This window comes from Streptomyces sp. SID14515 (assembly GCF_010548505.1).
GTDB classification, from domain to species: Bacteria; Actinomycetota; Actinomycetes; order Streptomycetales; family Streptomycetaceae; genus Streptomyces; species Streptomyces caviscabies.
The window spans coordinates 87,367-112,764 of record NZ_JAAGMH010000134.1; the positions used below are offsets into that span (position 1 = coordinate 87,367).

The 25,398-nt window shown below is 69.8% G+C and carries 21 protein-coding genes; 6 read left to right on the forward strand and 15 right to left on the reverse strand.

What is annotated here, in order from left to right:
* Nucleotides 1-75 precede the first annotated feature (75 nt).
* From G3I54_RS31795 to G3I54_RS31810, 4 genes are all read right to left on the reverse strand, one after another.
* Nucleotides 76-2,079 (reverse strand): NAD(P)-binding protein, encoded by a 2,004-nt coding sequence (locus tag G3I54_RS31795; RefSeq protein ID WP_164619741.1) that lies wholly within the window; start codon nt 2,077-2,079, stop codon nt 76-78.
* A gap of 40 nt (nt 2,080-2,119) precedes the next feature.
* Complete coding sequence (locus tag G3I54_RS31800; RefSeq protein ID WP_164619743.1) at nt 2,120-7,177, reverse strand: DNA repair ATPase; 5,058 nt, start codon at nt 7,175-7,177, stop codon at nt 2,120-2,122.
* A gap of 284 nt (nt 7,178-7,461) precedes the next feature.
* On the reverse strand, nt 7,462-9,579 hold the full coding sequence (locus G3I54_RS31805) for a flotillin family protein (RefSeq protein WP_164619745.1): 2,118 nt from the start codon (nt 9,577-9,579) through the stop codon (nt 7,462-7,464).
* Nucleotides 9,580-9,852: 273 nt separating this feature from the next.
* Nucleotides 9,853-10,530: a hypothetical protein gene (locus G3I54_RS31810; protein WP_164619868.1), complete on the reverse strand. Its 678-nt coding sequence runs from the start codon at nt 10,528-10,530 to the stop codon at nt 9,853-9,855.
* A gap of 435 nt (nt 10,531-10,965) precedes the next feature.
* On the opposite strand from G3I54_RS31810, the gene G3I54_RS31815 reads away from it, so the two are divergent.
* Nucleotides 10,966-12,039 (forward strand): helix-turn-helix domain-containing protein, encoded by a 1,074-nt coding sequence (locus G3I54_RS31815; RefSeq protein WP_164619747.1) that lies wholly within the window; start codon nt 10,966-10,968, stop codon nt 12,037-12,039.
* A 31-nt stretch (nt 12,040-12,070) separates the two neighbouring features.
* Here G3I54_RS31815 and G3I54_RS31820 read toward each other — a convergent pair whose 3' ends face one another.
* Complete coding sequence (locus tag G3I54_RS31820) at nt 12,071-12,526, reverse strand: TerB family tellurite resistance protein (protein WP_164619749.1); 456 nt, start codon at nt 12,524-12,526, stop codon at nt 12,071-12,073.
* A 216-nt stretch (nt 12,527-12,742) separates the two neighbouring features.
* Here G3I54_RS31820 and G3I54_RS31825 point away from each other — a divergent pair, with 216 nt between their 5' ends.
* The gene (locus G3I54_RS31825) at nt 12,743-13,180 is read left to right on the forward strand and encodes a hypothetical protein (RefSeq protein ID WP_164619751.1); all 438 of its coding nucleotides are present in this window, start codon (nt 12,743-12,745) and stop codon (nt 13,178-13,180) included.
* 113 nt (nt 13,181-13,293) lie between these two features.
* Here the strand turns inward: G3I54_RS31825 and G3I54_RS31830 are convergent, their stop codons facing one another.
* The 4 genes from G3I54_RS31830 to G3I54_RS31845 all read right to left on the reverse strand — a co-directional run bounded on the left by G3I54_RS31830 (nt 13,294) and on the right by G3I54_RS31845 (nt 17,067).
* Complete coding sequence (locus G3I54_RS31830; protein WP_164619753.1) at nt 13,294-14,568, reverse strand: cation:proton antiporter; 1,275 nt, start codon at nt 14,566-14,568, stop codon at nt 13,294-13,296.
* A gap of 2 nt (nt 14,569-14,570) precedes the next feature.
* On the reverse strand, nt 14,571-15,041 hold the full coding sequence (locus tag G3I54_RS31835; protein WP_164619755.1) for a cation:proton antiporter regulatory subunit: 471 nt from the start codon (nt 15,039-15,041) through the stop codon (nt 14,571-14,573).
* Nucleotides 15,042-15,268: 227 nt separating this feature from the next.
* Nucleotides 15,269-15,958 (reverse strand): hypothetical protein, encoded by a 690-nt coding sequence (locus G3I54_RS31840; protein ID WP_343240479.1) that lies wholly within the window; start codon nt 15,956-15,958, stop codon nt 15,269-15,271.
* A gap of 545 nt (nt 15,959-16,503) precedes the next feature.
* Nucleotides 16,504-17,067 carry a flavoprotein gene (locus tag G3I54_RS31845; protein WP_164619759.1) on the reverse strand — a complete coding sequence of 188 codons (564 nt, stop codon included), beginning with the start codon at nt 17,065-17,067 and terminating at the stop codon, nt 16,504-16,506.
* Between the two features lie 166 nt (nt 17,068-17,233).
* On the opposite strand from G3I54_RS31845, the gene G3I54_RS31850 reads away from it, so the two are divergent.
* The 3 genes from G3I54_RS31850 (at nt 17,234) to G3I54_RS31860 (ending at nt 19,869) form a co-directional block, all read left to right on the forward strand.
* Entirely contained in the window at nt 17,234-17,878 is a 645-nt protein-coding gene (locus G3I54_RS31850) for a dihydrofolate reductase family protein (RefSeq protein ID WP_164619761.1), read from the forward strand.
* A gap of 207 nt (nt 17,879-18,085) precedes the next feature.
* Nucleotides 18,086-18,571, forward strand: a complete 486-nt coding sequence (locus G3I54_RS31855; protein WP_164619870.1) for a hypothetical protein — start codon at nt 18,086-18,088, stop codon at nt 18,569-18,571.
* A 221-nt stretch (nt 18,572-18,792) separates the two neighbouring features.
* Nucleotides 18,793-19,869, forward strand: a complete 1,077-nt coding sequence (locus G3I54_RS31860) for an ATP-binding protein (RefSeq protein WP_343240484.1) — start codon at nt 18,793-18,795, stop codon at nt 19,867-19,869.
* A 299-nt stretch (nt 19,870-20,168) separates the two neighbouring features.
* Here G3I54_RS31860 and G3I54_RS31865 read toward each other — a convergent pair whose 3' ends face one another.
* From G3I54_RS31865 to G3I54_RS31885, 6 genes are all read right to left on the reverse strand, one after another.
* On the reverse strand, nt 20,169-20,759 hold the full coding sequence (locus G3I54_RS31865; protein ID WP_164619763.1) for a DUF4352 domain-containing protein: 591 nt from the start codon (nt 20,757-20,759) through the stop codon (nt 20,169-20,171).
* Between the two features lie 479 nt (nt 20,760-21,238).
* A complete protein-coding gene (locus tag G3I54_RS31870) occupies nt 21,239-22,060 on the reverse strand; it encodes an aminoglycoside phosphotransferase (protein ID WP_164619765.1) in 822 nt (273 codons plus the stop codon).
* Between the two features lie 109 nt (nt 22,061-22,169).
* Nucleotides 22,170-22,307 carry a hypothetical protein gene (locus G3I54_RS39130; RefSeq protein WP_203687441.1) on the reverse strand — a complete coding sequence of 46 codons (138 nt, stop codon included), beginning with the start codon at nt 22,305-22,307 and terminating at the stop codon, nt 22,170-22,172.
* Nucleotides 22,304-23,422, reverse strand: coding sequence for a radical SAM protein (locus tag G3I54_RS31875; protein ID WP_164619767.1), 1,119 nt, complete (start codon nt 23,420-23,422; stop codon nt 22,304-22,306). Before G3I54_RS31875 ends, G3I54_RS39130 begins: the two co-directional genes overlap by 4 nt.
* The gene (locus G3I54_RS31880; RefSeq protein ID WP_164619769.1) at nt 23,410-23,736 is read right to left on the reverse strand and encodes a hypothetical protein; all 327 of its coding nucleotides are present in this window, start codon (nt 23,734-23,736) and stop codon (nt 23,410-23,412) included. Before G3I54_RS31880 ends, G3I54_RS31875 begins: the two co-directional genes overlap by 13 nt.
* 331 nt (nt 23,737-24,067) lie before the next feature.
* On the reverse strand, nt 24,068-24,847 hold the full coding sequence (locus G3I54_RS31885; protein ID WP_164619771.1) for a GntR family transcriptional regulator: 780 nt from the start codon (nt 24,845-24,847) through the stop codon (nt 24,068-24,070).
* A gap of 18 nt (nt 24,848-24,865) precedes the next feature.
* Between G3I54_RS31885 and G3I54_RS31890 the strand changes: the two genes are divergently transcribed.
* Nucleotides 24,866-25,324: an NUDIX hydrolase gene (locus G3I54_RS31890; protein WP_164619874.1), complete on the forward strand. Its 459-nt coding sequence runs from the start codon at nt 24,866-24,868 to the stop codon at nt 25,322-25,324.
* The last annotated feature ends 74 nt before the right edge of the window (nt 25,325-25,398 follow it).

Below are 25,398 nucleotides of genomic sequence, written 5' to 3' on the forward strand. Positions count from 1 at the left end.
GGGCCACCGGGCCCGCCGCCGAGACGCCCGCGACGGTCGGCGGTCGGCGGCCACCGGGGGCGAGCCCCGGCCGCCCTACCGCCCCGGCACCACCGACCGCTGCCGCCGCAGCAGCTCCGCGAGTCCGCGGCGGGTGGCGGCGATCACCACCCGGTCCTGGGCGCGCAGGACGTAGCCGGGGTGCAGGTCCCAGACCAGGCCGGAGGGCGGCGGTGTCGTGTCGCCCTCCGGGTCGAACGGCGGAGGGGCGGCGAGGTCCGGGTTGCGGTCGGCGGGCGGGGTGGCGTCGATGGCCAGGACCCGCCAGGCGCCCGCCCGGAACGCCTGCTCGACCGTGTGGCCCTCCAACTGCGGGTGCCCCGCGACCTCCAGGGCCGCGAACAGCATGACCTTGCGCTCGACCGGGACCGCGCCGAGGATCTGGCGGCCCATCATGGCGACCGCGAACGACGGCGCGGCCAGATGGGAGACCGAGCGGGAGCGGGTCAGGGCCTGGGGGTGCGCGGTGCGCAGGGTGCGGTAGACGGCGGTGGCGAACTCGTCGTCGTACAGCCGCAGCGCCACCCTCAGGTCCGGCTTCACCGAGCGGGCGTACAGCGCCGCTTCCAGGTTCGTCGTGTCGATGCTGGTGAGCGCGAGGAGGGCGTGGGCGCGGCGGATCTTGGCCGCTTCGAGGACGCCTTCCTGGGTGACGTCGCCGATGACGGTCGGCACATGCATCGAACGGGCCAGCGGAATGCCGCGCGCGTCGGGGTCCTCCTCGACGACGACCACGGGGATGTCGAGTTCGCGGAGGCGTACGAGGACGCGGGTACCGATCTTGCCGAGCCCCAGCAGCACCACATGCCCCGACAGACCGCGTGGCGGGCGGCGCAGCGAGGAGGCGGTGCGCAGGGTGCCGAACGCCTCCAGGACGGCGGCGAGCAGCAGCGGGAGCAGGAGCAGCCCGGCGACGCCGGAGAGGAGCTGGATGATCTTCCGGGCCGTCGTGCCGTCCTCCGACGGGTCGTTCATGCCGAGCAGGTCGAGCAGGGTCAGATAGGTGGAGTGGATGAGGCTGTCCTCGGTGGTGAGGAGCGAGGCGACCACCAGGGCGAGTGCCGCGAGCGCGACGCCGAGGGCCGACCAGCGCAGCCTGCGGGAGAAGACCTGGGAGAGCGGGGCGCCCCGGCCGCCCATGCGGGTGGCCGGACGGTCCGGGTCGGCCCGGCTGACCGCTTCGAGGACCACCGTGCCCCGGCCGGTCGCGGCGGCGATGGCGCTCTCGTCGGGCAGCAGTTGCGGGGCCTCGTCGCCGCTGCTGTCCGAACCCTCCGCGCCCGCCGGGTCGTTGGTGGTGGAGGAGAGCAGGGCGAGGGTGCACAGGCCGGGGTCGGCCGTCTCGCCGGGGCGCGGCGGAGGGCGCTCGGCGGCGCGCAGGAGCAGCCCCTCGGCCTGGATGATCTTGCTGCTGCCGGTCAGCGCGGTGGCGGCGAGGGCCGGGGCCGCGGTGTCGGCGTCGGACAGGACGGTGGTGGAGGCGTCCAGCAGCGCCGGATCGATGCCGGGCATGGCGACGGCCGCCGCCTGGTCCAGCAGCTCCTCCAGATGCTGGCCGAGCTTGCGGTTGTAGAGCCGGATCACCAGCCGCAGACGGGGGTTGAGGCGGCGGGCGGTCAGGGCGGCGCGGATGTTGCGCTCGTCGTCGTCGTAGACGAGTGCGAGGGCGGCGGCCCGGTCGACGCCCGCTTCCTCCAGGACGTCGTCGGAGGGCTCGGGGGCCTCCATGATGCGGACTGCCTCGACTCCGGCGTTGGTGTCGCCGCTGCCGCCGGTGGTCCCGCCGCCGTTGCCCGCGCGGTTCATCGCCGCCGACATCCGGCCGAACAGGGCGGCCGCCCGCCCCCGTTGGGTCAGCGGCGTCTCCGGGCTGTTCGCGTCCCGGCCCGGCGGCAGGAGCAGCGTGACCCGCTCCCCGTAGACGAAGCGCAGCTCCACGGCGAGCCGGCGAGCCAGGGCGTCGTCACCGCAGACGATCATGTGGCCGGTGGACGGCGGCCGTCCCGGTTGCTGAGGAAGTGGAGGCACGAAACCCAGCATGCCGTGATCCTTCCGGCTCGGTCTTCCCGATCGGTCCCGATCAGTGTGGAGTGTTTGTGATCTTCGCACGACGGTCGGGCACGGCCTGGTCGTCGACCGGGTGCGGCGGGTTCACGGCGGCCCGCTCGTACGCCGTGACCTGCGGGTTCACCGGGTGTGGCGGGTGCGCCGGGGCCGCCGGACCGGCCAGCAGGTGCCGGGGGTCAGCCGCCCGTTGGATCGCCGTCTCGACCGCCGCGATCCGGTCCGCGAGCAGTCCGAGCGCGGCCACCGCCCGGGTCATCGGGTCGCCGTCCGGCCCGCCGAGCGCCTGCGTACGGACGTAGGAGGCGGTGATCGCCGCCCACCGCTCGGCCTGTTCGGCGGTGAGCTTGGAGCGCAGGGCGGCCAGCTTCAGCAGGTTGGCCTCGGCGCCGGTGGTGAGCGTCTGGGCCTCGCCCGCGTAGTGGTCCTCGACGACGGCGGACAGCTCGTCGTCGTTCATGACGGGCACGATCCGCTCGGCGATCTTGTTCATGTTGCGGTAGGAGCCCTGGAGCCGGAACGGCGGCTCGGTGCGTGTGGCGTCCGTCTGCGCGGCCGAGGCGATGTACGCCGCGTTCACCGCGAGCACGGTGTCCCGGGCCGTGAGCAGATGGCGCAGTACCGCCAGGATTCGATCCAACTCGGCTGCGCTGTACGGGTGTTCCAGGTGCTCCGCGCGCGCGGCCGGATCGCTGCCGCCCGCCAGCCGCACCAGCAGCGCCAGATCGTCCCGGGAGCGGGCGGCCAGCGGGGCGAGGACCGGGTTGGCGGTCAGCGCGTTCTCCACGAAGCTCAGCGCGAAGACGTCGTCCCGGCCACTGAGGACCTCGCCGAGGTTCCAGACGTCGGCCCGGTTGGCGAGCATGTCCGGGATCCGGAACTGCTCGCCGGACTCGGTGTACGGGTTGCCCGCCATGCACACCGCGAACCGCTTGCCCCGCAGGTCGTAGCTGCGCGGCTCGCCGTCCCGCACGCCCTCGATACGGCGGGTGGCGTCGCACAACGGGATGAACTTCTGGAGCAGTTCGGGCGAGGTGTGCTGGATGTCGTCGAGGTAGAGGAGCGTGTTGTTGCCCGCCTCCAGGGCGAAGTTGATCTTCTCGATCTCCTGCCGGGCGGTGGCGCTCGGAGCCTGGTCCGGGTCGAGCGAGGTCACGTCGTGACCCAGGTTCGGACCGCTGATCTTGACGAGGACCATCCCGAGCCGGTCCGCGACGTACTCCATCAGCGTCGTCTTGCCGTAGCCGGGCGGCGAGACGAGCAGCAGCATGCCCTGCGAGTCCGTGCGCCGGTCGGCGTCGGCGGTGCCGAGCTGCTTGGCCAGGCTGTCGCCGATCAGCGGCAGGTACACCTCGTCGAGCAGCCGGTTGCGGACGAACGCCGACATCACGCGCGGCCGGTGGTCGTCCAGCCGCAGCCGGCCGCGCTCGGCGTTCACCAGCGAGGTCCGCAGCCGCTGGTAGGCGCGGAAGCCGGGCACGGTGTCGTTGCGGAACTCGGCGGTACGGGCGAGGAGTTCGTCGATCCGTACGGTGAGGACCCCGCCGCCCGCGATGCGCGGGTGGTCGCCGAGGAGGCCCTCAAGACGCTCGGTGAGCGGCGCGTCGCACGCGTACCGCTCCAGCTCCGGGCAGAGCTCCACCGCCACGGCCTCCGCCAGATCGCCGTCGCCGAGGCCCGCCCCCGTGGCCTCGGCGTACGGGGCGAGCCAGCCCTCCACGAGCTGCCGGCGCGCGGCCAGGTCGTCGCCGAGGGCCGCCAGGTCGTCCGCGTACGCGTCGGGTCCCGCCGCCCGGTGGAAGGCTTCCAGGAAGGCCCGGATCGGAGAGCCCACGACGAACCCGGAGGGCCCGGTGGTCAGCTCCTCGAAGAGGTACGCGGCGACGGCGTGGGCCGGTGCGGAGGGCGACGGGGAGCCGATCGCCGACGCCCACTCCTCCTGGAGCACCGCGATGGCCGGGGCGAGCCCGAAGGTGTCGCGGGCCCGGGCCAGGGAGACCGCGCGCCTGGTCCAGGAGGTGCGCCGCGCCTCGTCGGAGCCGTACGCCCAGAAGAGCTGGGCCGCCGCGCGGACGGCCGGCTCGTGGCGCAGCAGTCCGGCGTCCGCGTGCAGCCGCAGCAGGGCGGCCAGGATCGCGGTGGCGTCTTCGTCATGGACGCCCCGGGTGTACCCCTCGTCGTAGGCCTCGGCAGCCGACTCCCGTACGAGGGCGGCCAGTTCGGCGTCGGCGAGCGAGGTGAGATGTCCGACCCCGTGCTCGTCGAGGAGCCGGGCGGCCAGATGCTCGGCCCGGTAGACGGCGGCGTTCTCCGAGGGGAGCAGCTGCTCCCAGTACGGCCGGGCCGCCGCGAACTCCGGGTCGGTGACCGGAGCCCGGTAGTCGGTCCCGGTCAGCGCGAAGGCGAGGCTGTCCCCGGCGGGCACGAGCGTCAGGTCGAACGGCTGGGTGTTCACGGCGAACCGGTGGCGGCCCAGCTTGATCACGGACCCGCCGTCCGCGTACAGCTCGGTGCGGTCGCGCAGGGCGCGGCCCGCCTCCTGACGGGCCGCCTTCAGCCGCCCGTCCAGCTCCTCGGCCCTTACGGGGTCGCCCAGTTCACGCAGCTCGTCGGCGGTCCGGCGGACCTTGGCGACCATCGGGTCGGAGGCGAAGTAGGTGTGGACGGCGTCGAGGTCCTCCAGCGAGGCGACCCGCCGGGCGATGGTGTCGAGCACCCGGTCCGCCGACCCGGCCAGCCGCTCCGCGCGCCGCGCCCGCTCGTCCTGGAGGGTCTGCTTGCGCGCCGAGAACGCCTCGTACACCTCGGTGCGGCGCTCGGCCAGCTCGGCGAGGAAGTCGTCGAACTCCGCGAACCGCGACTCCAGGTTCTCCAACTGGAGCAGCAGCCGCGCCAGTTGGTCGTCACAGGCCTCCGGCGAATCGGCGGCGGCCAGCGCGCCCGTGACGGCCTGCCCGAGCAGCGCGAACTCGGCGGCGAACTCGGCCCGCCCCTCCTTCGACAGCAGCTCCCGGCGGCGCGCGTCCAGCGTGGCGCGGGCCCGGTTCGCGCCGCCCAGCACCTCGGCGATCCGCTCCAGGATCGACGTACGCACGGTGGCGTCGCCGATGTCGAGACCGGCGACCACGTCCGTGACGGTGGCCAGCCCCTCCGTCATCGCGGACAGCCGGTCGGTCACCGCGGAGGCGTCCCGTACGGTCTCCAGCGCACCCGCTTCGGCCACCAGGCCCGCGATGTCCTCGTGGTATCCGTCGAAGGCATCCTCACGGGCCAGGAACGACACGGCCCGCTGGGCGGCGGACGCGATGTCGTCCTCGGTCCGGGCGGACAGCTCCGCGATTCGCTCGACATCGGCGTACCGCATCTCGCCGACCGTCGCCAAGTGACCGTGCGCCTGGCGCAGTTCGGTCAGCCGCTCGACCCAGACGGACGCCGACCCGGGCACCTCGCCGCGTACCCGCCGCACCAGCGCGGTGATCCGGGCGGCCGTCTCCTCCAGCGCGTCGGCGGCCCGCCGGGTCAGCTCCTGTACGGCGGTGAACTCGGCCAGCACCTGCTGCGCGGTCGCCCGCAGCTCACCCAACGGCTGGGCCAGCGAACCCAGTTCGGGGTCGGACAGCCAGTGGTACCGGTCCTGGGCACGGGCGCAGTCGGCGGCGAGCTGCCCGTAGACGGCGGTCGTCGGCGTCATGTCCTGAACGCCGTGCGCGAGCGCGAGGCAGTCCGAGATCCCGCGTACGAGGTCGGCGTTGCCGGTCCGGGCGAGCGGCCCGGTCCCGGCGGGCCGGGCGGCGGCGTAGGTGTCGGAGACGTACGGGGTCTGCCAGCGCTGCAACGGGTGCACCCGGGCCGGCCCGTCCGGGTTGTCCCGGAGCAGGATCAGCGTGCCGTCGTCCAGCAGCGCGTGCCCGCGCCCGGTCAGCGGGGTGGCGACCTCCTGGCGGATCAGGTTGTAGGGGAGGAGGAGGCTGCGGAGGCCGTCGCGGGAGCGGAAGACGTAGAGCACGTCCTCGCCGTTGGGCGAGCGGACCGCGCCCTCGAAGACCGGCTCGGTCAGCTCCTCGGCGGTGTCGAAGGTCTTCGCGGTGCCGGTGGTGAGGTAGTAGCCGCCGGGGAAGATGATCCCCTGGTCCTCGGGCAGCCGGTGGCACGCGGGCCCGATGGAGTCGAGCCGCTGGACGCTGGAGAGCAGCGAGTTGAAGACGAGATACCGCCAGTCCGTCTCCTTGTACGGGCGGACCCGCAGCAGCACCAGCGGCCCGACCTCCGCGTACTCGACGTCGGCGTCGGCCAGCGACTGCAACGGCTCGTCGACGGGCTCCTCGTAGATCCCGTCCGGCGACTCGGTGTCATCGGTGACCTTCACGGTGAGCGTGCCGCCGAGCGTGTCGACGAACAGCCCGCCGCCCTTGCCGACGGCGATGTGCGGATGCCGCCCCGGAACGTGGGCGTCCCGTCCCGCCACGGTCCACTCGAAGTCGTGCGAAGGCGGGAAGACATGGTCCCGCTCGCCCTGCGCGTCGAGGAACGCCCCCGGAGCCCCGTCCGGGCCGAGCGCCCACCGCAGCACCCGGATGTCCTCGGCGTTCTCGCCGGTGCGGAAGACGGCCAGCAGCTTGCCGTTGGCGCGGCGCAGCCGCAGGAGGCGGGCGTCGCGGAAGTAGCGGTGGAGGGAGGAGAACTCGCGCCGGAAGCCCTCGTCGTCGAGGAGGGTGCTTTCTGCTCCGGGAGCGTCGTCCTCCGCGTCCGCGTCCCGCACGAGGAGGACGTCCTCGACCCCGGCCTCACCACGGGCACCCGGCCCCCGCTCGAACCCGAACAGCAGCCGGCCGCCCACGGCGACGAGATCACGCGGCACGGAGGCCTGCTCGGTGCGCACCTGCTCGGTGGCCAGCAGTTGCAGCCCGGTCGACCCGAACTCCTCGGTCCGCCGTACGTTGAGCGCCTCGGCCCGCCGCACGAGCTCCCCGGCCTGCGCGGAGAGCCGCCGCCGCAGCACCTCGTAGGCACCGGCATCCACATCGCCCTCCCCGCCCTGCGGCGCGGTGACGGTGGCGGTGATGTCGCTGTCCATGCGTACGGCTCCCTACGTGTTTCTTCCTACGTACAGCCAACCCAGCCCGTCCGGCACACCCAGCCCGTCCGGCGCTTGAGGACGGAACCGTTGGGCCGTTGGGCCCGCTTCCCGGCGTTCGGGGGCAGCCCCGAGATCCAGCCTGTCCGGCGTTTGAGGACGGAACCCCCGACCGGGTGGGCCAGGCCTGGTGCGCCCACCCCCGTGGGACGCACACGCAGACCTTCCGGCCCCCCGGCCGAGGGCTCCGTCCTCAAACGCCGGACGGGCTGAGAACGCCGGCCCTACCCCTGCGCCCCGGCCCCGTTCAGGGACACAGCCCCGGGAGCCACCTTCGTACCGGCCACCGAAGACACCGGCAGATCCGCAAGCCCCAGCTCCTTCGCCGCCGCCAGCAACTGCTCCACCTGCCCCGACGCCGCACCCGACGACCCCATCAGCCGCATCAACAGCGCCGACACCGTCAGGTTCTGCACATCGCCCGTGGAGACCGACCCCAGCACCCTGCTCAGGTCGTCCGTGAAGGACGACGACCCGTCCAGCCACGGCCCCGCCAACGCCTGCGCGGTCTGCGAGTTGTCCACGAACCCGTCCACCGCCTTGCCGAGCGAGATCGACGACACGAGCCGGTCGAAGAAGACGGACTCCCCGCCGACGATGTCGATGTCGGCGTTCTCCAGACCCGTCGCGAGGACCGTCGCCTGCGATTCGGCGACCTGCCGCTGCACCTCCAGGCCGGCCAGCCGGATCTCCTTCTCCGCGTCGAGCCGCAGGCGGTACTCCTCGTGCCCGCGCGACGCCTCGTCCAGCGCCGCCATCGCGGCCGCCTTCTCCGTGAGCCCCGCGGCCTCCGCCTTCAGCTTCTCGCCGATGACCGCCGCGTCGGCGGTCGCCCGCGCCTGGGTGCCCTCCGCCTCGGCGAGCGCCTTGAGCCGCGAGCCCTCCGCCTCGGCCTTGAGCCGGGCCGCCGTCGCCTCGGCCTCCGCGAGACCGGCCTTCTCGGTGACGTCCGCCTCCGCGTCGCGCACCTGTACGGCGGCGAGCCCCGGCGCGGCCGTCTCGGCCTGGATGCCCTCGGCGAGCCGCAGCTTGGCCTGCGCGTCGAGGTCCGCGGTCTTGAGCCGCGCCTCGGCGAGCGTGAGCTGCTCGGCCGCCAGGTGCGTGGACGCCGCCTCCGCGGCCTCGGCCGCCTTGATGTCCTTGACCAGCTTCTCCTGGGCCTCCGCCTCGGCCGCGATGATGACCGACCTGCGGGACCGCTCGGCGTCCTCGACGGCGCGCAGGGTGAGGATCGACTCCTCCTGCTCGGCGACCGTGCGGTCCACCGCGATCCGCTCCCGGATGACGTCGGCGACCTCGCGGCGCTCGGCCTCGACCTCCTTCGTGGCGGCGATCCGGTTCAGCTCGGTCTCGCGCTCACGCCCGATGACCTCCAGCATCCGGTCCTTCTCGATGCGCTCGCTCTCGACGGCGATGACGCGCTCACGGTTCTTCTGCGCGACGGCGATCTCCCGCGCCTGGTTCTCGCGCTGGATGCCGAGCTGCTCCTCGGTCTTGATGAACGCGCTCTGCGAACCGAGCCGCTCCTCCTCCTGCACCCGGGCGGTGGCCGCCTCCTCGCGGGCCCGCAGCGTCTCGACCTCGCGGCGCTGCTTGATCTCCGCCTCGGCCTGCCGGCGCTCCAGCTCCAGGATCGTCTCGCGGGCGTCGACGTCCTGCCGGGTGATCTCCTTCTGCTCGGTGCGCTGGAACTCGTTGGTGCGTACGTGCTCGATCGCGGTCAGCTCGGTGATCTTCCGGATGCCCTGGGCGTCCAGGATGTTGGCCCCGTCGAGCTGGGCCATCGGGGTCTGCTCCAGGAAGTCGATCGCGGCGTCGTCGAGGTGGTAGCCGTTCAGGTCGGTGCCGATGACCTGGATGATCCGGTCCCGGAACTCCTCGCGCTTGGTGTACAGGTCGACGAAGTCGAGCTGCTTGCCGACGGTCTTGAGCGCCTCGGAGAACTTCGCGGCGAAGAACTCCTGGATGGCGACCTTGTCGCTCGCCCGTGCCGTACCGATGGACTGCGCGACCTTGATGACGTCCTCGACGGTCTTGTTGACCCGGACGAAGAAGGTGATCTGGATGTCGGCGCGGATGTTGTCCTGGCAGATCAGACCCTCGCGCCCGGCGCGGCGGATCTCGATCGTCTTCACCGAGATGTCCATCGTCTCGGCCTTGTGGAGCACGGGCAGGACGACGGCGCCGGTGAAGGTTACGTCGACCTTCTTGGTCTTGGAGATGATCAGCGCTTTGCCCTGCTCGACCTTGCGGAACAGGCGGGTGATGACGAAGGCGATGGCGATGACGATGAGCAGGACAACGGCGATGAGCACGCCGATGCCCAAGGAGATGGCATCCATAGAAGAGTCCTTGGCGGCTTGTCGGTACGGAAGTGGCACAAGCGAAGTAGGGGTGGCCGGCCGTTACGGGGACGGGCGGCGGGCAGTTCCGTCAGGACGGTCCGAAGCCCCGAAGCGCCGAAGCCCCGAAGCCTCGAAGTCTCGAAGCGCCGGTCGGACCAGGCCGATCAGGCTGCCCCGGCCGCCCCGGTGAACCGCTGACCCGGGTCGTCCGGCCGGATCACCCGGGCCGGACGGGTCACCCGGGAAACCGGGCCACCCGGATCGGCCGGGTCAGCTGTCCGCCCCGCCCGGCAGCTGCTGCTGCGGTCGGGCGTTCGGACCGGGATCGAGCGCCGCGTCGTAGGGCGAGACCCAGAAGAACTCGCCGTCCTCGTCGTACGCGTAGAGGAGTCCGGAGCCGCCCATGACGAGCGGCGCTTCCTCCGCACCCGGTCCGGGGAGCGGGAAGGGCTCGGCCCGGCGGACCTGCACGATGGCCGTCGATCCGTCGTAGGACACGACCTCGGCCTGGCCGAACGTCGCGGTGACGGAGCCGGTGCGGATCGTGCAGACGCTCCCGACGAAGTCCAGCCTCGATGGCGGAGGTTCCGCCGGGAAATACCGGCGGAAGCGGTGGACGAGGAGGCGGACGGCTCCCCAGGCGAGGAGCAGCGAACCGGCGAGCACGGCGACGGCGAGCACGGCGCGGGTGGTGGTGCCGGTCCCGCTGTGGCGCAGCAGAACGGTGCCGGTCAGGCTGCCGAACCAGGAGAAGACGACCAGCAGGGAGACGGAGACGGAGACCGGTACACCGCCGAGACCGGCCGGGCCGGTGTCGAGGTCCGCGTCGAAGGAGTCGTGACCGGCGGCCCCGGCCAGCACCAGCAGCCAGAAGCAGACGACGACGACCAGAGCGGCGCCGAAGATGACAGCGGGGAATCCGAGCGCCGCGCTCAGGAACTCGCCCAACGGTCCCACCCCCTGCGTCCTGCGCACGGGCCCTGAGGCGGTGCGCGACCTTTTGATGCCGGTACGGGGGTGGCGAGCGGCCGGTCGGCGGGCGCCGGGGCCCCGGCCGCTGCGGCACTGTCGGTGCCTGCCGCAGCGGCCGGGTTGTTCCCCCGATGGAGCCCTCCCACCGGATCCCGAACCCTCCTCGAACCGTCCGTGGTCCCCCGTGGACGATCCGGGATCCGAGACCCGCGAAGGGCTCCCGTTCCCCCGTTCCCCGTGCTCCCCCGTGTGCTTCCCCCGTGTTGTTGCTGACCTGATCCTGTCACCGGGGGCCCGCCCAGCGCATTGCCGGATCCCGGCAATCTTTACGCTTTGCTAATGCCGGGCACCGGCACCGCCCCGTGTGCGTTGGGGAAATGACAGGACTGTTGCAAGGCTGAAGGAGAGTGCGTGGCCGAGCCAAGGATTCCCGAGGAAATGCTGGGCAATTATGCCCATATCCTGGGTGAAGTCGCCCTGACCGGAAGGCGTCTGACGCGTAACGAACTGGAGGCGCGCCGAGCACTCGGGCGTGCGGCGGCGGACGCCGGGCATCAGCTGCGCGCCCTGGTGACGATGCATCTGGCACAGACACGTGAGGCCTGGCCGCGCGCCGCTGCCGGAAACTCCCCCGCCGTGACCGATGCCGTCCTGGCCGCGGTGGAACAGGCGATCGACGCGTTCGCCGAGGGCTTCGAGCGCGCCCAACGGCTCACCGTACGGCGGGAGGAGGCGGCGCGCCGGGAATTCATCGACGACCTGCTCTACGGGCGCAGCGATCTGGTCCGGCTCGCGGAGCGCGCGACCCGCTTCGGCCTGCGGCTTTCCCGGGCGCACGCGGTCGCGGTGGCGTCGGGCCCGGAGGCGTACACGGAGACGGACGCGGTGCCGCGCAGTGTGGAGACGGCGCTGTTGACGCGGTTCAGCGGCCGCAAGATCCTGCTGACGACGAAGGACGGCCGGATCGTCTGCATCGCCCCGGGCAGCCAGCCCGATGTCCTGCGCTACTTCGCCAAGCAGGCGCACGCGGCGACGGACGGCGGCCGGGTCGCGGTCGGCCGCCCGCACAAGGGTCCGGGCGGGGTGGTCCACTCGTACGACGAGGCGCTCGAAGCCCTCGATCTGGCGGACCGGATGGGAATGGACGACCCCGTGCTGTACGCCTCGGACCTGATGGTCTACCCGGTGCTGACCCGGGACCGGCAGGCGATGGCCGATCTGGTGCGCAGCGAGCTGGGCCCGCTCCAGAAGGCGAGGGGCGGTGCGGAACCGCTGCTGAACACGCTGGCGGTCTATTTCGACGCGGGCTGCGTTGCCGCCGAGACGGCCCGCCGACTGGCCCTGAGCGTAAGGGCGTTGACGTACCGCCTGGAGCGCATCCACCAGTTGACCGGGTCAGACCCCTCGGACCCGATGCACCGCTACAGCCTGCAGACGGCGGTCATCGGGGCCCGGTTGCTGGACTGGCCGGCCAAGGAGCTGTGACACGCCCCGGCCGGCCCGGGTGTTACGCGCTCTACAGGTCGAACTCGTGCGGCGGCAGGTCGAGCGCGAAGCACGCCTCCCGCACGACGGCCTGCTCGGTCGCGTCGAAGTCGCCGTCGGCGCCGCCGATGACGATGCCGATCTGGATCACCGCACGGGCCTCGGCCGGCTTCTTCTTCGCCTTGGCGACCTCCTGGACCACGCTGACCTTGCCGAGGGCGAAGTCGGCGGTGAGCTGGTCGACGTACGCGTTGAAACGCCGCTGGAGGTCGTCCGCGGGGAAGTTCCGCAGGACGTCGTTGGACGCGATGAGCGCCGCGACGCGCTGGCGCTCGGACGGGTCGACGGAACCGTCGGCGGCGGCGACCAGGGCGCACATGGCCATGCTCGCGTCCCGGAACGACCCCGACTTCAGCTCGTTCTTCTTCGCCTCCAACTGCGTCTGCATCGACGACGCGGATTCCTTGATGCGATCCCACAGAGCCATGACATCTCCCTACGCCGAGCATCTCTACAAACATGTAGAGATTAACAGCCGAGGCGCCCCCGGGCGCCGAGAACGAGCCGCTCCGCGGCCTTCGGACACGCATCGGCCGGATGCCGTCCCGTACGGCTGAGCGATACTCAACAGCCTTTGCGTGAACCGGAAGTGACGGAGGGTTCGTTCCACGGAACCCGTGCCCGACCCTCTATCGTGGTCGCCATGTCCGCCGATCTGATCCGCATCGTGTCCCGCGACTCCCCGATGGCGCTCGCCCAGGTGGAGCGGGTGCGCGCCGAGTTGGCCGATTTCCACCCCGGCATCCGTACCGAGGTCGTCCCGGTCCGGACGACCGGCGACAAGTGGATGGGCGATCTCAGCGCCCTCGGCGACCCGGCGGCGTACCGCGAGACGACCGCCGAGCGGATGTTCCTCCATGTGCTGCAGGGCCACTGCAACAGCCCGATCGCCGGGTACGCGCAGGTCGAGCGGAACGGCGACCTCTCGCTGCGGGCGAAGGTGTTCACGCCCGACGGCAAGACCGTGCTGAACGCGCACGAATGGGCGGGGCCGCTGGACCCGGCCACCCTGGGCACGTCCGTCGCGGTGGCGCTGCTCCGGCAGAGAGCGCGGGAACTGATCGACGGCATCGCGCACTGAGACGTGACGTACGGACGACGAAGCCCCCGGACACCAGGCAGATGTCCGGGGGCTTCGTCGTCCGCGATCCGCGATCCGCGATCCGCGATCGGCGGTCGGTGGCGGGCGCGCGCCTACTCGTGCTTCTCGCCCGCCGGTTCCGGGGTGAGGTCGTCGTGCGTGGGCAGCCGGCGCTCGGGCGCGGACTTCGCGACGGGCTCCTTCGCCGCCGCGTCGCCCGTGCCCTTGCCGCCGCCGCGCCGGGCCTCGATCTTCGCGGCGATGGGCTGCGTCCACCGGGCGGTGAGCGGGCCGACGATGACGAGGATCAGGACGTACGCGGTGGCGATGGGGCCGATGCGCGGTTCGGTGGCCACGGCCAGACCGGCGATGACGATGGAGAACTCACCGCGCGCCACGAGGGTGCCGCCCGCCCGCCAGCGACCGCGCGAGCCGACTCCGGCGCGGCGGGCCGCGTAGTAGCCGGTGGCGATCTTGGTGAAGACGGTGACGATGGCCAGCAGGGCCGCGGGCAGCAGCACCGGCGGGATGTCGGCCGGGTTCGTGGAGAGCCCGAAGAAGACGAAGAACACGGCGGCGAACAGGTCCCGCAGCGGCGTGAGCAGCTTGCGGGCGCCCTCGGCGACCTCGCCGGAGAGCGCGATGCCGACGAGGAACGCGCCGACGGCCGCGGACACCTGGAGCTGCTGGGCGACACCGGCGACCAGGACGGTGAGGCCGAGGACGACCAGGAGCAGCATCTCCGGGTTGTCGGAGGAGACCGCGCGGCTGATCAGGCGGCCGTGGCGGAGCGCCAGGTAGAGGACGAGCCCGACGGCCCCGAGCGCGATCACGAGCGCGAGGCTGCCGCCGGCCAGGCTGACCCCGGCGAGCATGGCGGTGAGCAGCGGCAGATACACCGCCATCGCCAGGTCCTCCATGACGAGGACGCCGAGGATGACGGGTGTCTCGCGGTTGCCGAGCCGGCCGAGATCGGTCATGACCTTGGCGATCACGCCGGACGACGAGATCCAGGTGACACCGGCGAGCGCGACCGCGCCGACGGGACCCCAGCCGAGGATCAGTGCGGCGACGGCGCCGGGCGTCGCGTTGAGGACGAAGTCCACGGCACCGGACGGGTACTGCGTCTTCAGACTGGTGACCAGCTCCGAGGCGCTGTATTCGAGCCCCAGCAGCAGAAGGAGCAGGATGACGCCGATCTCGGCGCCCACCATGGTGAATTCCTCGCTCGCGTCGAGCGGGATCAGCCCACCGTGCCCGAACGCCAGCCCGGCGAGGAGGTAGAGCGGAATCGGAGAGAGCCCTATCCGCCCGGCGAACCGCCCGACGAGCCCCAGCCCGAGGATGACGGCCCCCAGCTCCACCAGCAATGCAGTCGTGTCATGCACGGTCAGCCCTCCGCAATGATCTCGGAGAGCGCGTCGACGCCCTCACGCGTACCGACGGCGACGAGAGTGTCCCCGATGGCCAGTCGAAAATCCGGTTCCGGCGACGGGTGCGCGCTGTGGGTGCGCAGCACCGCCACGATGGACGCCCCGGTCCGCGTCCGCGCCCGCGTCTCCCCCAGCAGCCGCCCGCCGTACGGGGAGCGGGACCCGAGCGGGATGTGCTCGGTGACGAGGTCGATGCCCTCGGTCCGTACGGCGTCGATGGGCGCCGGATCGATGAGGTGCGCGAGCGCGGTGGCCTCGGCCGTCGTCAGGGGGACGGAGAGTTGGCACGAATCAGGGTCGTCCTGTTCGTAGAACCCGATGAACCGGCGTCCGTCGTGGTGGACGACGACCGAGATGTGCTGCCCTGTCTCGGTCGTGAAGTCGTACTGAGCACCCACTCCGGGCAGTGACGTGCGGCGGGTTCCCATGGCTTCCTCCCGAGACGTGCGGCGGCGTGCGCGCACTTGGCGATCTCTTTATTCGGCCATTACCTTATCGGGCGGCTCCAACCCGTCGATGGGCCGCAGCCGGAAGCCGCACGGGGCCGCGGGACGGCCTCCGGGTCGCGCTGCCCTGTCGATGCCTGTTCGTCCCCGCCCGTCCCTGTCCGGAAATCGCCCCTGGGCGTTCGCGTACGGAGAGGAAGGGAGCGGGGTCAAGGACATTCCTCCTCGAACTTCACCGCGGTGATCTCCACAGGCTGCCCCTTCAGCTTCACGCCGGGTCCGGGCGCCTGGGTACAGACCTTCCAGTTGCTCTCCAGCAGCACCATGCGGTCTTCGGCGGCGTCCGTCACGGTCACCGAGGTGCCCGAGTCGAGTGCCCCCCGCGCCGCCTTCACCGACTTGCCACCGAGGTCCGGCATCCGGCCGCCCGCCGATTCCAGAGGCTGTTCGTCCTTGGCGGGACAGTCCTCCTCGAGCTTCACCGAGCCGAAGTCCAGCCCGGTCTCCGTGGACACGGTTCTGCCCGCCTTGACGTTCTGCGAGCAGACCTTCCAGTTCCGGTCGAGGACCTGCATCCGGTCCCGTCCCAGACTGTCGTGGGACGTGAGGCCGTAGAAGCCCTTCGCCTGGGCGGTGTCCTGCGCCGACTGGAGGCCCATGCCGACGAAGTCCGGCACGGGTGCTTCCTTGCCCGAGCTCTCGGCGGTGGGCTTCGCCTTCTCCTTCGGGTCGGCGGGTTTGTCGTCGGAGGCGTCCACCGGCTTGGGTTCAGCGGTCGCGGTGACCGTGACTGTGACTCCAGGTGCGGGCCTCGCACCGCTCGTGGTCTCCGTACCGCCGCTCCCGGCGCTGCCGATGATCACACCGACGAAGAACAGGCCGAGCGCGGAAGGGATCACGACGCGCTTCCGTGCCCAACCCGGTCGCGCTCCGGGCGGTGTCGAAGGCGGCGCCGGAGGCTGTCCCCACTGCGGCTGGGTCTGGTTGTTCCAAGTCATTTGTCCCCCAAGGGTGGTTCGCGGAGGAACGACCGTAACGACCGGGTGGGCGAGCAGGTGGGCAGAATGCTCCGGATGTGTTGGAACTGTGACGCATACGTGAGGGCGGCCGACGGCCCTCGCACGGCGGTACACGGTCCTGTGGCTCGGTGAGCCTGACCCTCACGTCACGAAAGGATCACCGGACGCGAGCAACTCCAGGGCTTTTCCCGGAGAAGGGCGCTTCGCCCTGGCTGCCGGTCCGCGTCCGTACCCGAGGGGTCGGCCTCGGAGCGTGCCGCCAACTGCCCAGCCGACGCCAGGGTCTCGTCGCCGAGCCGCCCGAACCGGTGGGCCGTGTGCCCGAGGCAAGGACCGGCCGTCCCGAGCAACTGACTGCCGGACACGGCCCGGGCGCCTACCCGCACGCACCAGTACTCGACGAACTCCGTATACGCGCCGCGGGACTAGGCAGGCGGCCGGGGCGCTCGCGCCGAGATCGTGGGGGCGAGCAGCTCCAGGGCCTCGTCCCAGGGAAAGGGCTCCTCGTCGCCGTCGGACGCGGGCGGCTGGTACGTACGGGAACCGATGAGGACGCCCATGTCGCGCAGCCGGGCCAGGCTCTGCCCGTACGCGGGGTGCTTCGCGAGAACGGAGTTCACGGCTGGGAGGACGGCGGTGGGGACGCCGAGCCCGTACGCCTCGCAGAGGATGCCGAGGGCCAGGGTGTCCGAGATTCCGGCCGCCCACTTGTTGATCGTGTTGAACGTGGCGGGCGCGACGACGATCGCGTCCGGGTCCGGAAACGGCCGCGGGTCGCCGGGGGAGCGCCAGGCGGAGCGGATCGGATACCCGGTCCGCGCCTCGACTGCCGCCGCGTCCAGGAACCCGAGCCCCTGCGGGGTGGCGACGACGCCCACGTCCCACCCGGCGTCCTGCGCGGCGGCGAACAGCCGGTCGACCTCGCGGGCGACCCCGGCCGCGCAGACGACGACGTACAGGAACGGCTTACGGTCCGGCTGCTCGCTCATGGGCTCCCCTGTTGATCGCTGAGGCGGTGCGGCTCAGCAGCGTACGGCGGGCCGGGGGCGATAGTGGGAGGGCCCTGGGTCGGCCGGCACCGATGAGTTCCGGCGGCGGATCCGGTCTGATCACCGACACCGAGAACACCGAGCACAGAGAACGCAGGAGGACGGCGTGGCACAGCTGCTGAAGGTCCAGAACTTCACCGTGTCGAGCGATGGGGTCGCCGCCGGTGAGAACCAGACGCTGGAGCGGCCGTTCGGCCACGTCGACCCCGGGCGGCTCTTCTCCTGGGCGGGCGCGACGGCGAGCTGGCCGAACCGCACGGACCCCGGTGGGAGTCGCGGCCTGGACGACTACTTCACACGGGACTTCGCCCACAACATCGGTGCGGAGATCATGGGCCGCAACAAGTTCGGCCCGCAGCGCGGCCCTTGGGAGAACCACGAGTGGCAGGGCTGGTGGGGCGAGGAACCCCCGTTCCACACCCCGGTGTTCGTCATGACGCACCACGAGCGCCCGTCGTTCACCCTCTCCGACACCACGTTCCACTTCGTCGACGCCGACCCGGCGACGGTGCTGGACCGGGCGAAGGAAGCGGCGGGCGGCAAGGACGTCCGGCTCGGCGGCGGAGTCACCACGATCCGCGAGTTCCTCGACGCCGGCCTGATCGACACCCTGCACGTGGCGGTCTCCCCGGTGAAGCTGGACACGGGCCTGCGCCTGTGGGGGTCGCCGGACGAACTGCTGGACCGCTACCACCTGGAGGCGGTGCCCAGCCCGAGCGGCGTGACACATCACCTGTTCTGGCGGAAGTGACGGCGAGGGCCGCCCAGATCCGCGAAACGCCCGGCGTCGCGGCAACGGATCGGGGAGAGTCGATTGCGTAGTCGTCCGAGTGCGCACAGGTACGAAGCGCACTCGGGCACCGCGCGCTGCCCACCCGCAGCCGGCCCGAAAAGGACTTCCGCCTTGTCGCCCTTCGAACCTCGATACGCTCCCGCCGGTGATGTGGGCGCGGCGCTCATGCTGATCGACTCCCGGCTCAGGACCGTCCACGCGGGCAGGAGCGGGGCCGATCCCGAACAGGAACAGTTGGTCCAGCAACTCCTCACGTCACTCGGCCCGGAGGGCCTGGACGACGTGCGGGACGGGGCGTGCACACTCGTCTATCTGTACATGAAGTGGCTCCGGGAGGCCCACGAGGCGCACGAGAAGGACGTCATCGAGTACGTGGTGCCGACCCTCGTCACGTCCCTGAAAATGCTGCCGAGAAGCGTCCCGCCCGAGGCGGTCCCCACGATGGCGGGCCTGGCCATCGCGGCCGCCACCGGCCTGAGCCCCACCCTGTGGCGCAAGCAGTACGGCGACTGGACGGAAGCGGAACTGACCGCGCTGGAGGCGACGGCGTTCCTGCTCGCGGAACACATCAACCGCATGACGGACGACCAGAACTTCGCGACCCGCATGATCACGGAGGCGCTGTCGGAGGTGGAGGCGGAGGCGGAGTAAGGGGCGGGAGAGGAACGGCGCTGCGGGGCCCTTCGCGGCCTCGGCCGTTGCTCCTACAGACATCACCGAGACTGTGCGTCCTCCCAGGCTGGCCGTTCAACGCGACCGGCGAACCGCTGCGCTGGCCTTGGGTCCTGCGAGCCACGACCCGGCAGAAGATCACCAATCTGACTTAGATTCATTCATCGGAACCAGTAGCCCAATACGGACCCGAGTCAAGTATTGACGTCTTTTACACCGAACCGGGAAGCGGTCGGGAGAAAGAACTCGTTTGGGCTGGAGACGGAGTGCAGATTTGGCTCCAACTCCTCCTCCATATTCACCGCCTCAAAGAATATCCCACCTTGATCCTCGATGAGCCCGAGGTGTTCTTGCATGCTGACCTGCAACGGCGACTAGTAAGGTTGATCGACTCGCTGGGAATTCAAGTGGTATTGGCGACTCACTCTAGCGAAGTGCTGGCTGAGGCAGACAGTAAGTCGATCGTATGGATTGACAAATCCAAGCGAAACGCCATTCGAGCCCCTCGCAGGGAGGGGCTCGAAACGCTTAGCACATCCCTGGGAACTGCATTCAATCTGGGCATGGCGAAGGCTCTGCGTGCCAAAGGGATTGTTTTCGTCGAGGGTAAGGACCTGAGAACCCTAAGGATGCTTGCCAAGAATCTCGGATATACGAATATTGTTGCAGATATGGAGCTCGCCGTAGTCCCGATCAACGGATACTCGAACTGGAGCAGCGCCGAAGCATTCGGCTGGTTGGTCAAAGACTTCTTGAAGGGGTCGGTTGGTTCGATCATTATCCTGGATCGTGACTATAGGACACAGTCCCAGGTCGATTCGGTCACGGGAAAATTGAGAGAAGCAGGCATTGAATGCCATGTATGGTCTAAGAAAGAACTCGAAAGCTACCTAATCTCCCCGACCGCGATTGCCCGAATTTCGGGTTGTCCGCTTGTCGAGGTAGAACGAGTCATGGGTGAAATCATGAATTCCATGCAGGGGGACATCTTTGCCAGGGTGAATTTTGAGCGCCAGTCCGTGGAGCGGTCGGGGAAAAACCACGAAGTAAACATTACTGCTGCCGCTCTTGCCGACTTTACGCCACGATGGTCTAAAGTGGAATACAGGCAATCGGTTTGCCCGCCGAAAGAAATTATGTCGCAGCTAAATCGGCACTTGCAGAGCAACGGATATAAGGGTGTGTCTTTTGATGCGCTCGCGAAACGCATTAACCAGGATGAGATTCCTGCCGAAATGCTGCAAGTTCTGCACAAGATCAATACCCTAGCTAGCTAGCTAGCGCTCGGGTGCAGAGCACACCAAAAGGGAGTAGCCCGGACTGGAGGCGATCGATGATCAAGTTGAACGCAATGACGGGCTCAGCAGGTGGAGGGTGGCTCGGTGAGTGTCTAAGTGCGTGACAACCGCGACGCACATTGGCGAACACCCGTGGACGTCTGCGTACCATCAGTGCAGGTGAAAGCACAAGAGATCATGGGTAGTCAGCATTTCAGTTGCTTCAGGATGAAGCGGTCGATAGGGCTCCCCCGGGCGCCTTCGCCTCGGTGCGGGACGTCTCGACCGTCGGTGAAGCGCTAACTCGCCGGCACGGCCCACTCGACGGGGCCGATCTCGCCACCCTGGTAGATGATCCGATCCGGCCGCTGCCCCTTCTCGACCACGAACGGAATCTTTCCACGTAGACAGTCGCCCGGACGTAGTGTTCCCCCGTCCACCGGGTACTCCGGCTTCGGCAGGCCGGAGCCGATGAGTCCCCTCGTCTCGACGCGGGTGTCATCTCGGAAACCGAGAGACCATGGGGTCTGAAACACCGTGATGTCGTCGCCGTTGTCATTGCAGACCTTCACCTCGACGGCAATCCACTCAGGATTCTCCGCATCGGTCGCATCGGCGGGCCAGTTCCTTACAGAGACGGGCTGTTCGTAGCCGATGACGGTGCTGATGCCGCTGGTTGCGACGTTCTCCGGGGTGGCAGGGTGTGTCCACCTGTAGGGCTCGCCGATGGCCAGCGCTGTGGGCTGCGTCGGGCTGGCAGGGGTCGACTCGGTGGATGGCGAGGGCCTCGGAGTGTTGCTGGCCTTGCCGTCTGTGCGGGAGTCGGAGTCGCCGCATCCGGCCAGCAGTGTGGCCGATACGGCAGGGAGCAGGGCGGTGGCGGCGCGCATAGTCCCCCAAGGACGAGTAGATCGTGATCGCATCATGTAGCACATGGAGATTTCGTGGGGGCTATGTGACGGAATAGTGACTCTCGCGAGTGAGAGGTCGGCACGCGTGGGCTGCCTGCGGTTGGCAGCAACGGCGTCCCACCGTCGCGTTCCTGAACAACCCGCTGCGGCAGCCAAAGCGCGTGACCTGCCTGCCCACGGAACCGAGGGCCGAACTCCTGAGAGCAGCGGTTCCTGGAACGCAGCGGCAGTGGTCAGTCGGCGCAGGCGACCAGTGGGCTGCCCCCTCGTTGAGGAACGGCAAGGTGTTCTATGTCCGATCGGCAGAATCGATCACCCTGCGTCCGAGTCCGTGCAGCCGTCGTCGCTGAAGTCGACGCTCGAAGACTCCAGGGTGCCGCCCTGCTGGTTGCGCCTGACTTCCCATCCAGTAGGTGGCGCCGCTGTCTAGCGGTGGCCAGAACTTCCACCGCTTCGGCTCAACCAGCCCTGCGGTGTGCGTGCCAGGCCTCAGCGGCTGTTGCGAGGCGCAGGGTCCACGGGCTGGGGTCGGCTTGGCTGATCTCGGACCAGATGTTGGCGTTGGCGGCGGCGAAGGCGGTGATGCCTTCGGCGGGGGCGGTGTGCCAGGAGGGGATTTCGGCGGCCCAGTGTTCGGCGGATGCGGGGGTGTGTCCGGCGGCGATGAGCCACATGACCCAGTAGCCGGCGTCGAGCCAGGCCGCGCCGCGAGTTGCCCAGGCCCAGTCGACCAGGCGGGCCCGATCGCCCTGGGGCGCATGGTCGTCGACCAGGACGTTGGTGTTGTTCAGGTCGGTGTGGAGGAGGTGGGGTCCGGCGAAGTGGTGGAGGTCGTCGGGGTGGGTGGTGTAGTTCGCCAGGCGTTGTTCGGCGTGGCGGAGTTCGATGTCGGGGCAGGGGGTTTCGCCGACGCGGCGCAGGAGGGTGGCGACTTCGGGCAGGTCGGGGGAGCCGGGGGCGTAGTCGGCGTGGTGGCCGCTGAGCGGTTCGAAGCCGAGGAGGTCCCAGCCTGCTGTTTCGACGTGCCAGCGGAGGGTGGGGGCCAGACCGGTGAGGAAGGGGGCGACGGCGGCTTCCCGTCGTTGGGTCCAGGCGCGGGGGTGGTCGGTGCGCAGTCCCTTGATGTGCCAGGTGCCCGTCGTGGAGGTGACGCGGGCGGCGATCTCGCTGTTGAAGCCCTCGGTTGTCTCCTCGATTGTGAGGAGGGGGCCGGTGTGCTTCTCGATGGCGGCGCGGGCGGCGGGCGGCAGCTGGTCGAGGCCGATGCGGGTGGTCGCCATGGGCTTCACTCTTCCACGGAGGCGGGTGCGGGTGTGGGCGGGCAGTGGTGCGGGGGCTTCCGGACGGAAGAACGTCCGGAAGCCCCCGCGGTTCTGCGCGACCGGGGGGCTACCGGTACGGGTTGTCGTCGTTGCAGCCCGGGATGGCCCCTTCGGACAGCACCTCCAGGTCGTCCAGGAGGATCACTCCCTCGGGCTCTTCCTGGGTCTGCGGTCGGGGGCTGATCTCCACCATGACAGCGGTCATGACGCTTCCTCGCTTCCGTGTTGGCAGTAGGTGTTCAGTGGTGCCTTCGCCTCCTGGTACGCCTTGGCGAGCGGTCGGCAGACCCGGCAGGTGCCGGAGAGCTGACAGCCGCCGCAGCCACCGGTGCGAAGCATCTGGGCATCGGCGATGCCGGGCAGGCGGAGGAGTCCGTCCAATCCCTCGGTCATGAGGTCGACGGGGTTCTCGCGGCCGACTTTGCACATGGTCGCCAGGCCGTGCGGGTCGACGTGGAAGAAGGTGTGGCCGGCGGGGCAGCCCTTGAAGACGCTGGTCTTGTCCAGGAAGCCGGGTGCCTGCGCGGCCAGCGGCTCGGGTGCGCCGGTGTACGTGGGGGAGATCGTGCCGTACTCCTGGCGGCCCGCCCCGTACTGATCGGCGAGGGCGCGCATGGCGTCCAGCTCATGGGCGTTGTGCCGGGTGATGATCAGCGCCAGCTCCAGCGCGATGCCCGCCTCGCGCGCCGCGACGAGCCCCTTCTCGACCAGCTTGAACGCTCCCGGCTTGCGGGTGAGCGAGTCGAAGCTGTCCGGGGTCGCCCCGTAGAGGGAGACGGTCACCTTGTGCGCCGGCAGTTCGCGCAGGAGGTCGATGATCTCGGGGCGGTGGAGCCGGGAGCCGTTGGTCAGGATCTCGATCAGCATCCCGGAGCGGTGAGCGAGGGTGTACGCGTCGACGAAGTCCTGGTCGATCAGCGGTTCGCCGCCGGTGAACTGGAGCCACAGGACCCCGGCGTCCCGTAATAGGTGCAGGAGCCAGATTTTGTCCGCCCAGGGCAGTCCCTCGAACTTCCGCTCCGCGAGGTAGCAGTGCTCGCAGTTGAAGTTGCAGCCTTTGTTGATCTCGTACGTGGCCCGGCCGTAGCCGAGATGGGTCTCGGGGCGTATGAGGACGGCGTCCCGCATCACGGCACCCGCCAGGTCCACGTTCCAGGCCGTACGGGCGTGGTCGAGGAGCCAGGCTGGCAGAGGGCTGCTGCTCTCGGCGATCGATGCCAGCTCTTCGTACAGTGCCCGGGGGATGCGCATGCCGCCCTTGGAGCCGGGGCGGGCGATCAGGAACGTTCCGTTGTACGGGCTCGCGATCAGCTGGTGCACGAGACCTCCCTCGGGGTGTCTTCCCAGGTGTGCTGCTCGGGGTGCCCGGCGAACAGGCAGCAGCCGTCTCCGTCGGGGCCCGGGGCGGCCACGGCGCAGTCCCGCAGCACGACGAGGTTCATCCAGTGCTCACGCCGGCGGAGCCAGAGGGCGATGCCGTACTCGTCGAGTTCGGCCAGGAGCCCGTAGTGCTCGTCGCCCTCGTGGACGGACAGCTGACACCGGACGGCTCGGTCGACGCACCCGGCCGGAGCCAGCTGCCGTGCCTCCTGCACCAGGCCCAGCGGCACCCTGCGCCAGTGCTTGCACCGCATCACGACACCATCCGTAGACGGTCGATGGACTTCCGCCCCATGCACTGTCTGCATGCGCAGGGCGGGAATCCGCCAGGGTTGTCGGGGAGTACCGGGTTGTCGCCCACGCATACCTCCGTGAGAGGCCCCCACGTGCGGCCCGAGTCGTGCGAGACCCGGAGTGTCATCCGTACCTCAGCAGTCTTGAATGACGGCATGAGTCACCTCATGTAGAAGAGATAATCTCCTTCACTCATGTATATGAGTGATGCTCGATAGAGTGCCGTACTCCTGTATATGAGTCAAGGGGCCGCCGGGGTGGGCGCTCGCGGGTTATGGGCCTGACGGCTACTCAGTCCGCAGCTGGGAAGCGGTAGTCCAGGACGAACTGGTCGGCGGCCATGACGGTGTCGCACACCTCCACGACTCGTCCGGCCCGCGTTTCCGCGTTCCGGACCAGGTGGATCACGGGAGAGCCCGGGCTCAGTGCGAGCGCGGTCGCCTCGGCCTTGGTCGCGAGGCGGGCCCGGACGGTTTCGGTGAACTCGGAGAGGGTGTGGCCGTGGTCTTCGAGGCGGGCGTAGATCCCGCCGCCGCCGGGATTCTCGGTGAACATCTCCGGGATGTCCTTCACCACGTCCCACGGGAGGTACGAGGTGGCCTCTTCCGTGGGCACGCCCTCCCTGAAGTAGCGGCGCTTGCGGGCGAGGACCTGGGAACCGGTGGATACGCCCAGCCGCTCGGCGATCTCCTGCGGTGCCTCAGTGGGACCAATGAAGAGGACGGTCACCGACGGCTTGCCGCCGGCCTGTTCGGCTTCCGCGAGGTAGGCCGCCTTGCCCGCCTTCCGGTGTGCGCGGCGGAACCGGTCGGAGGACTTGCGCTGTACGGGCGGCCTGGACCGGACGAACGAACCCCGGCCGTGGTGAGTTTCGATCAGCTGGGTCGCCCGTAGCTCGGCGACCGCTTTGCGTACGGTGCCCGAGGCGACGCCGTACCGCTCCATGAGGGCCGTCTCGCTCGGTACGGCGGCCCCGGCTCCCAGGACGCCGGACCGGATCTGCGCGGCAAGGTCGTCGGCAATCTGGAGATACTTAGCCTTGGCCGAAGAGGTCACATCGCTGCTCGCCATAGTCCTTCTGAGTCTCCTATTCTCATGTACATGAGTAACATCCGTCAGGAAACCCCGTCAACGCCGCTCCACTCCGTGTCCGTAGCCGGGGTGGTCGTCCGGGAGGACGGCAGAGTGCTCACGATCAAGCGGGTGGACAACGGGACCTGGGAGCCGCCCGGAGGAGTGCTCGAACTGGCCGAGGCCCCCGAGGACGGCGTCCGACGCGAGGTCTACGAGGAGACCGGCGTCAAGGTCCGGGTGGACCGGCTCACCGGGGTCTACAAGAACACTGCCCGAGGCATCGTCGCCCTGGTCTTCCGCTGTCGCGTCGAAGGGGGTCACGAGCAACTGACGAATGAGGCATCGGCAGTTGAATGGCTGACTCCGGACGAGGTGACCGGCCGCATGGCCGAGGTCTACGCGGTTCGGGTCACCGATGCCCTGCTCGACGGTGCGCCGCGCCTGCGTACCCATGACGGTCGAAAGCTCGCGTGATTCATGAGTCGGCCTCACGGCTCGGCGGCCCGCAGGTTCGGCCGGCCTCGCTGCCAAGGACCTGGAACGTGGCC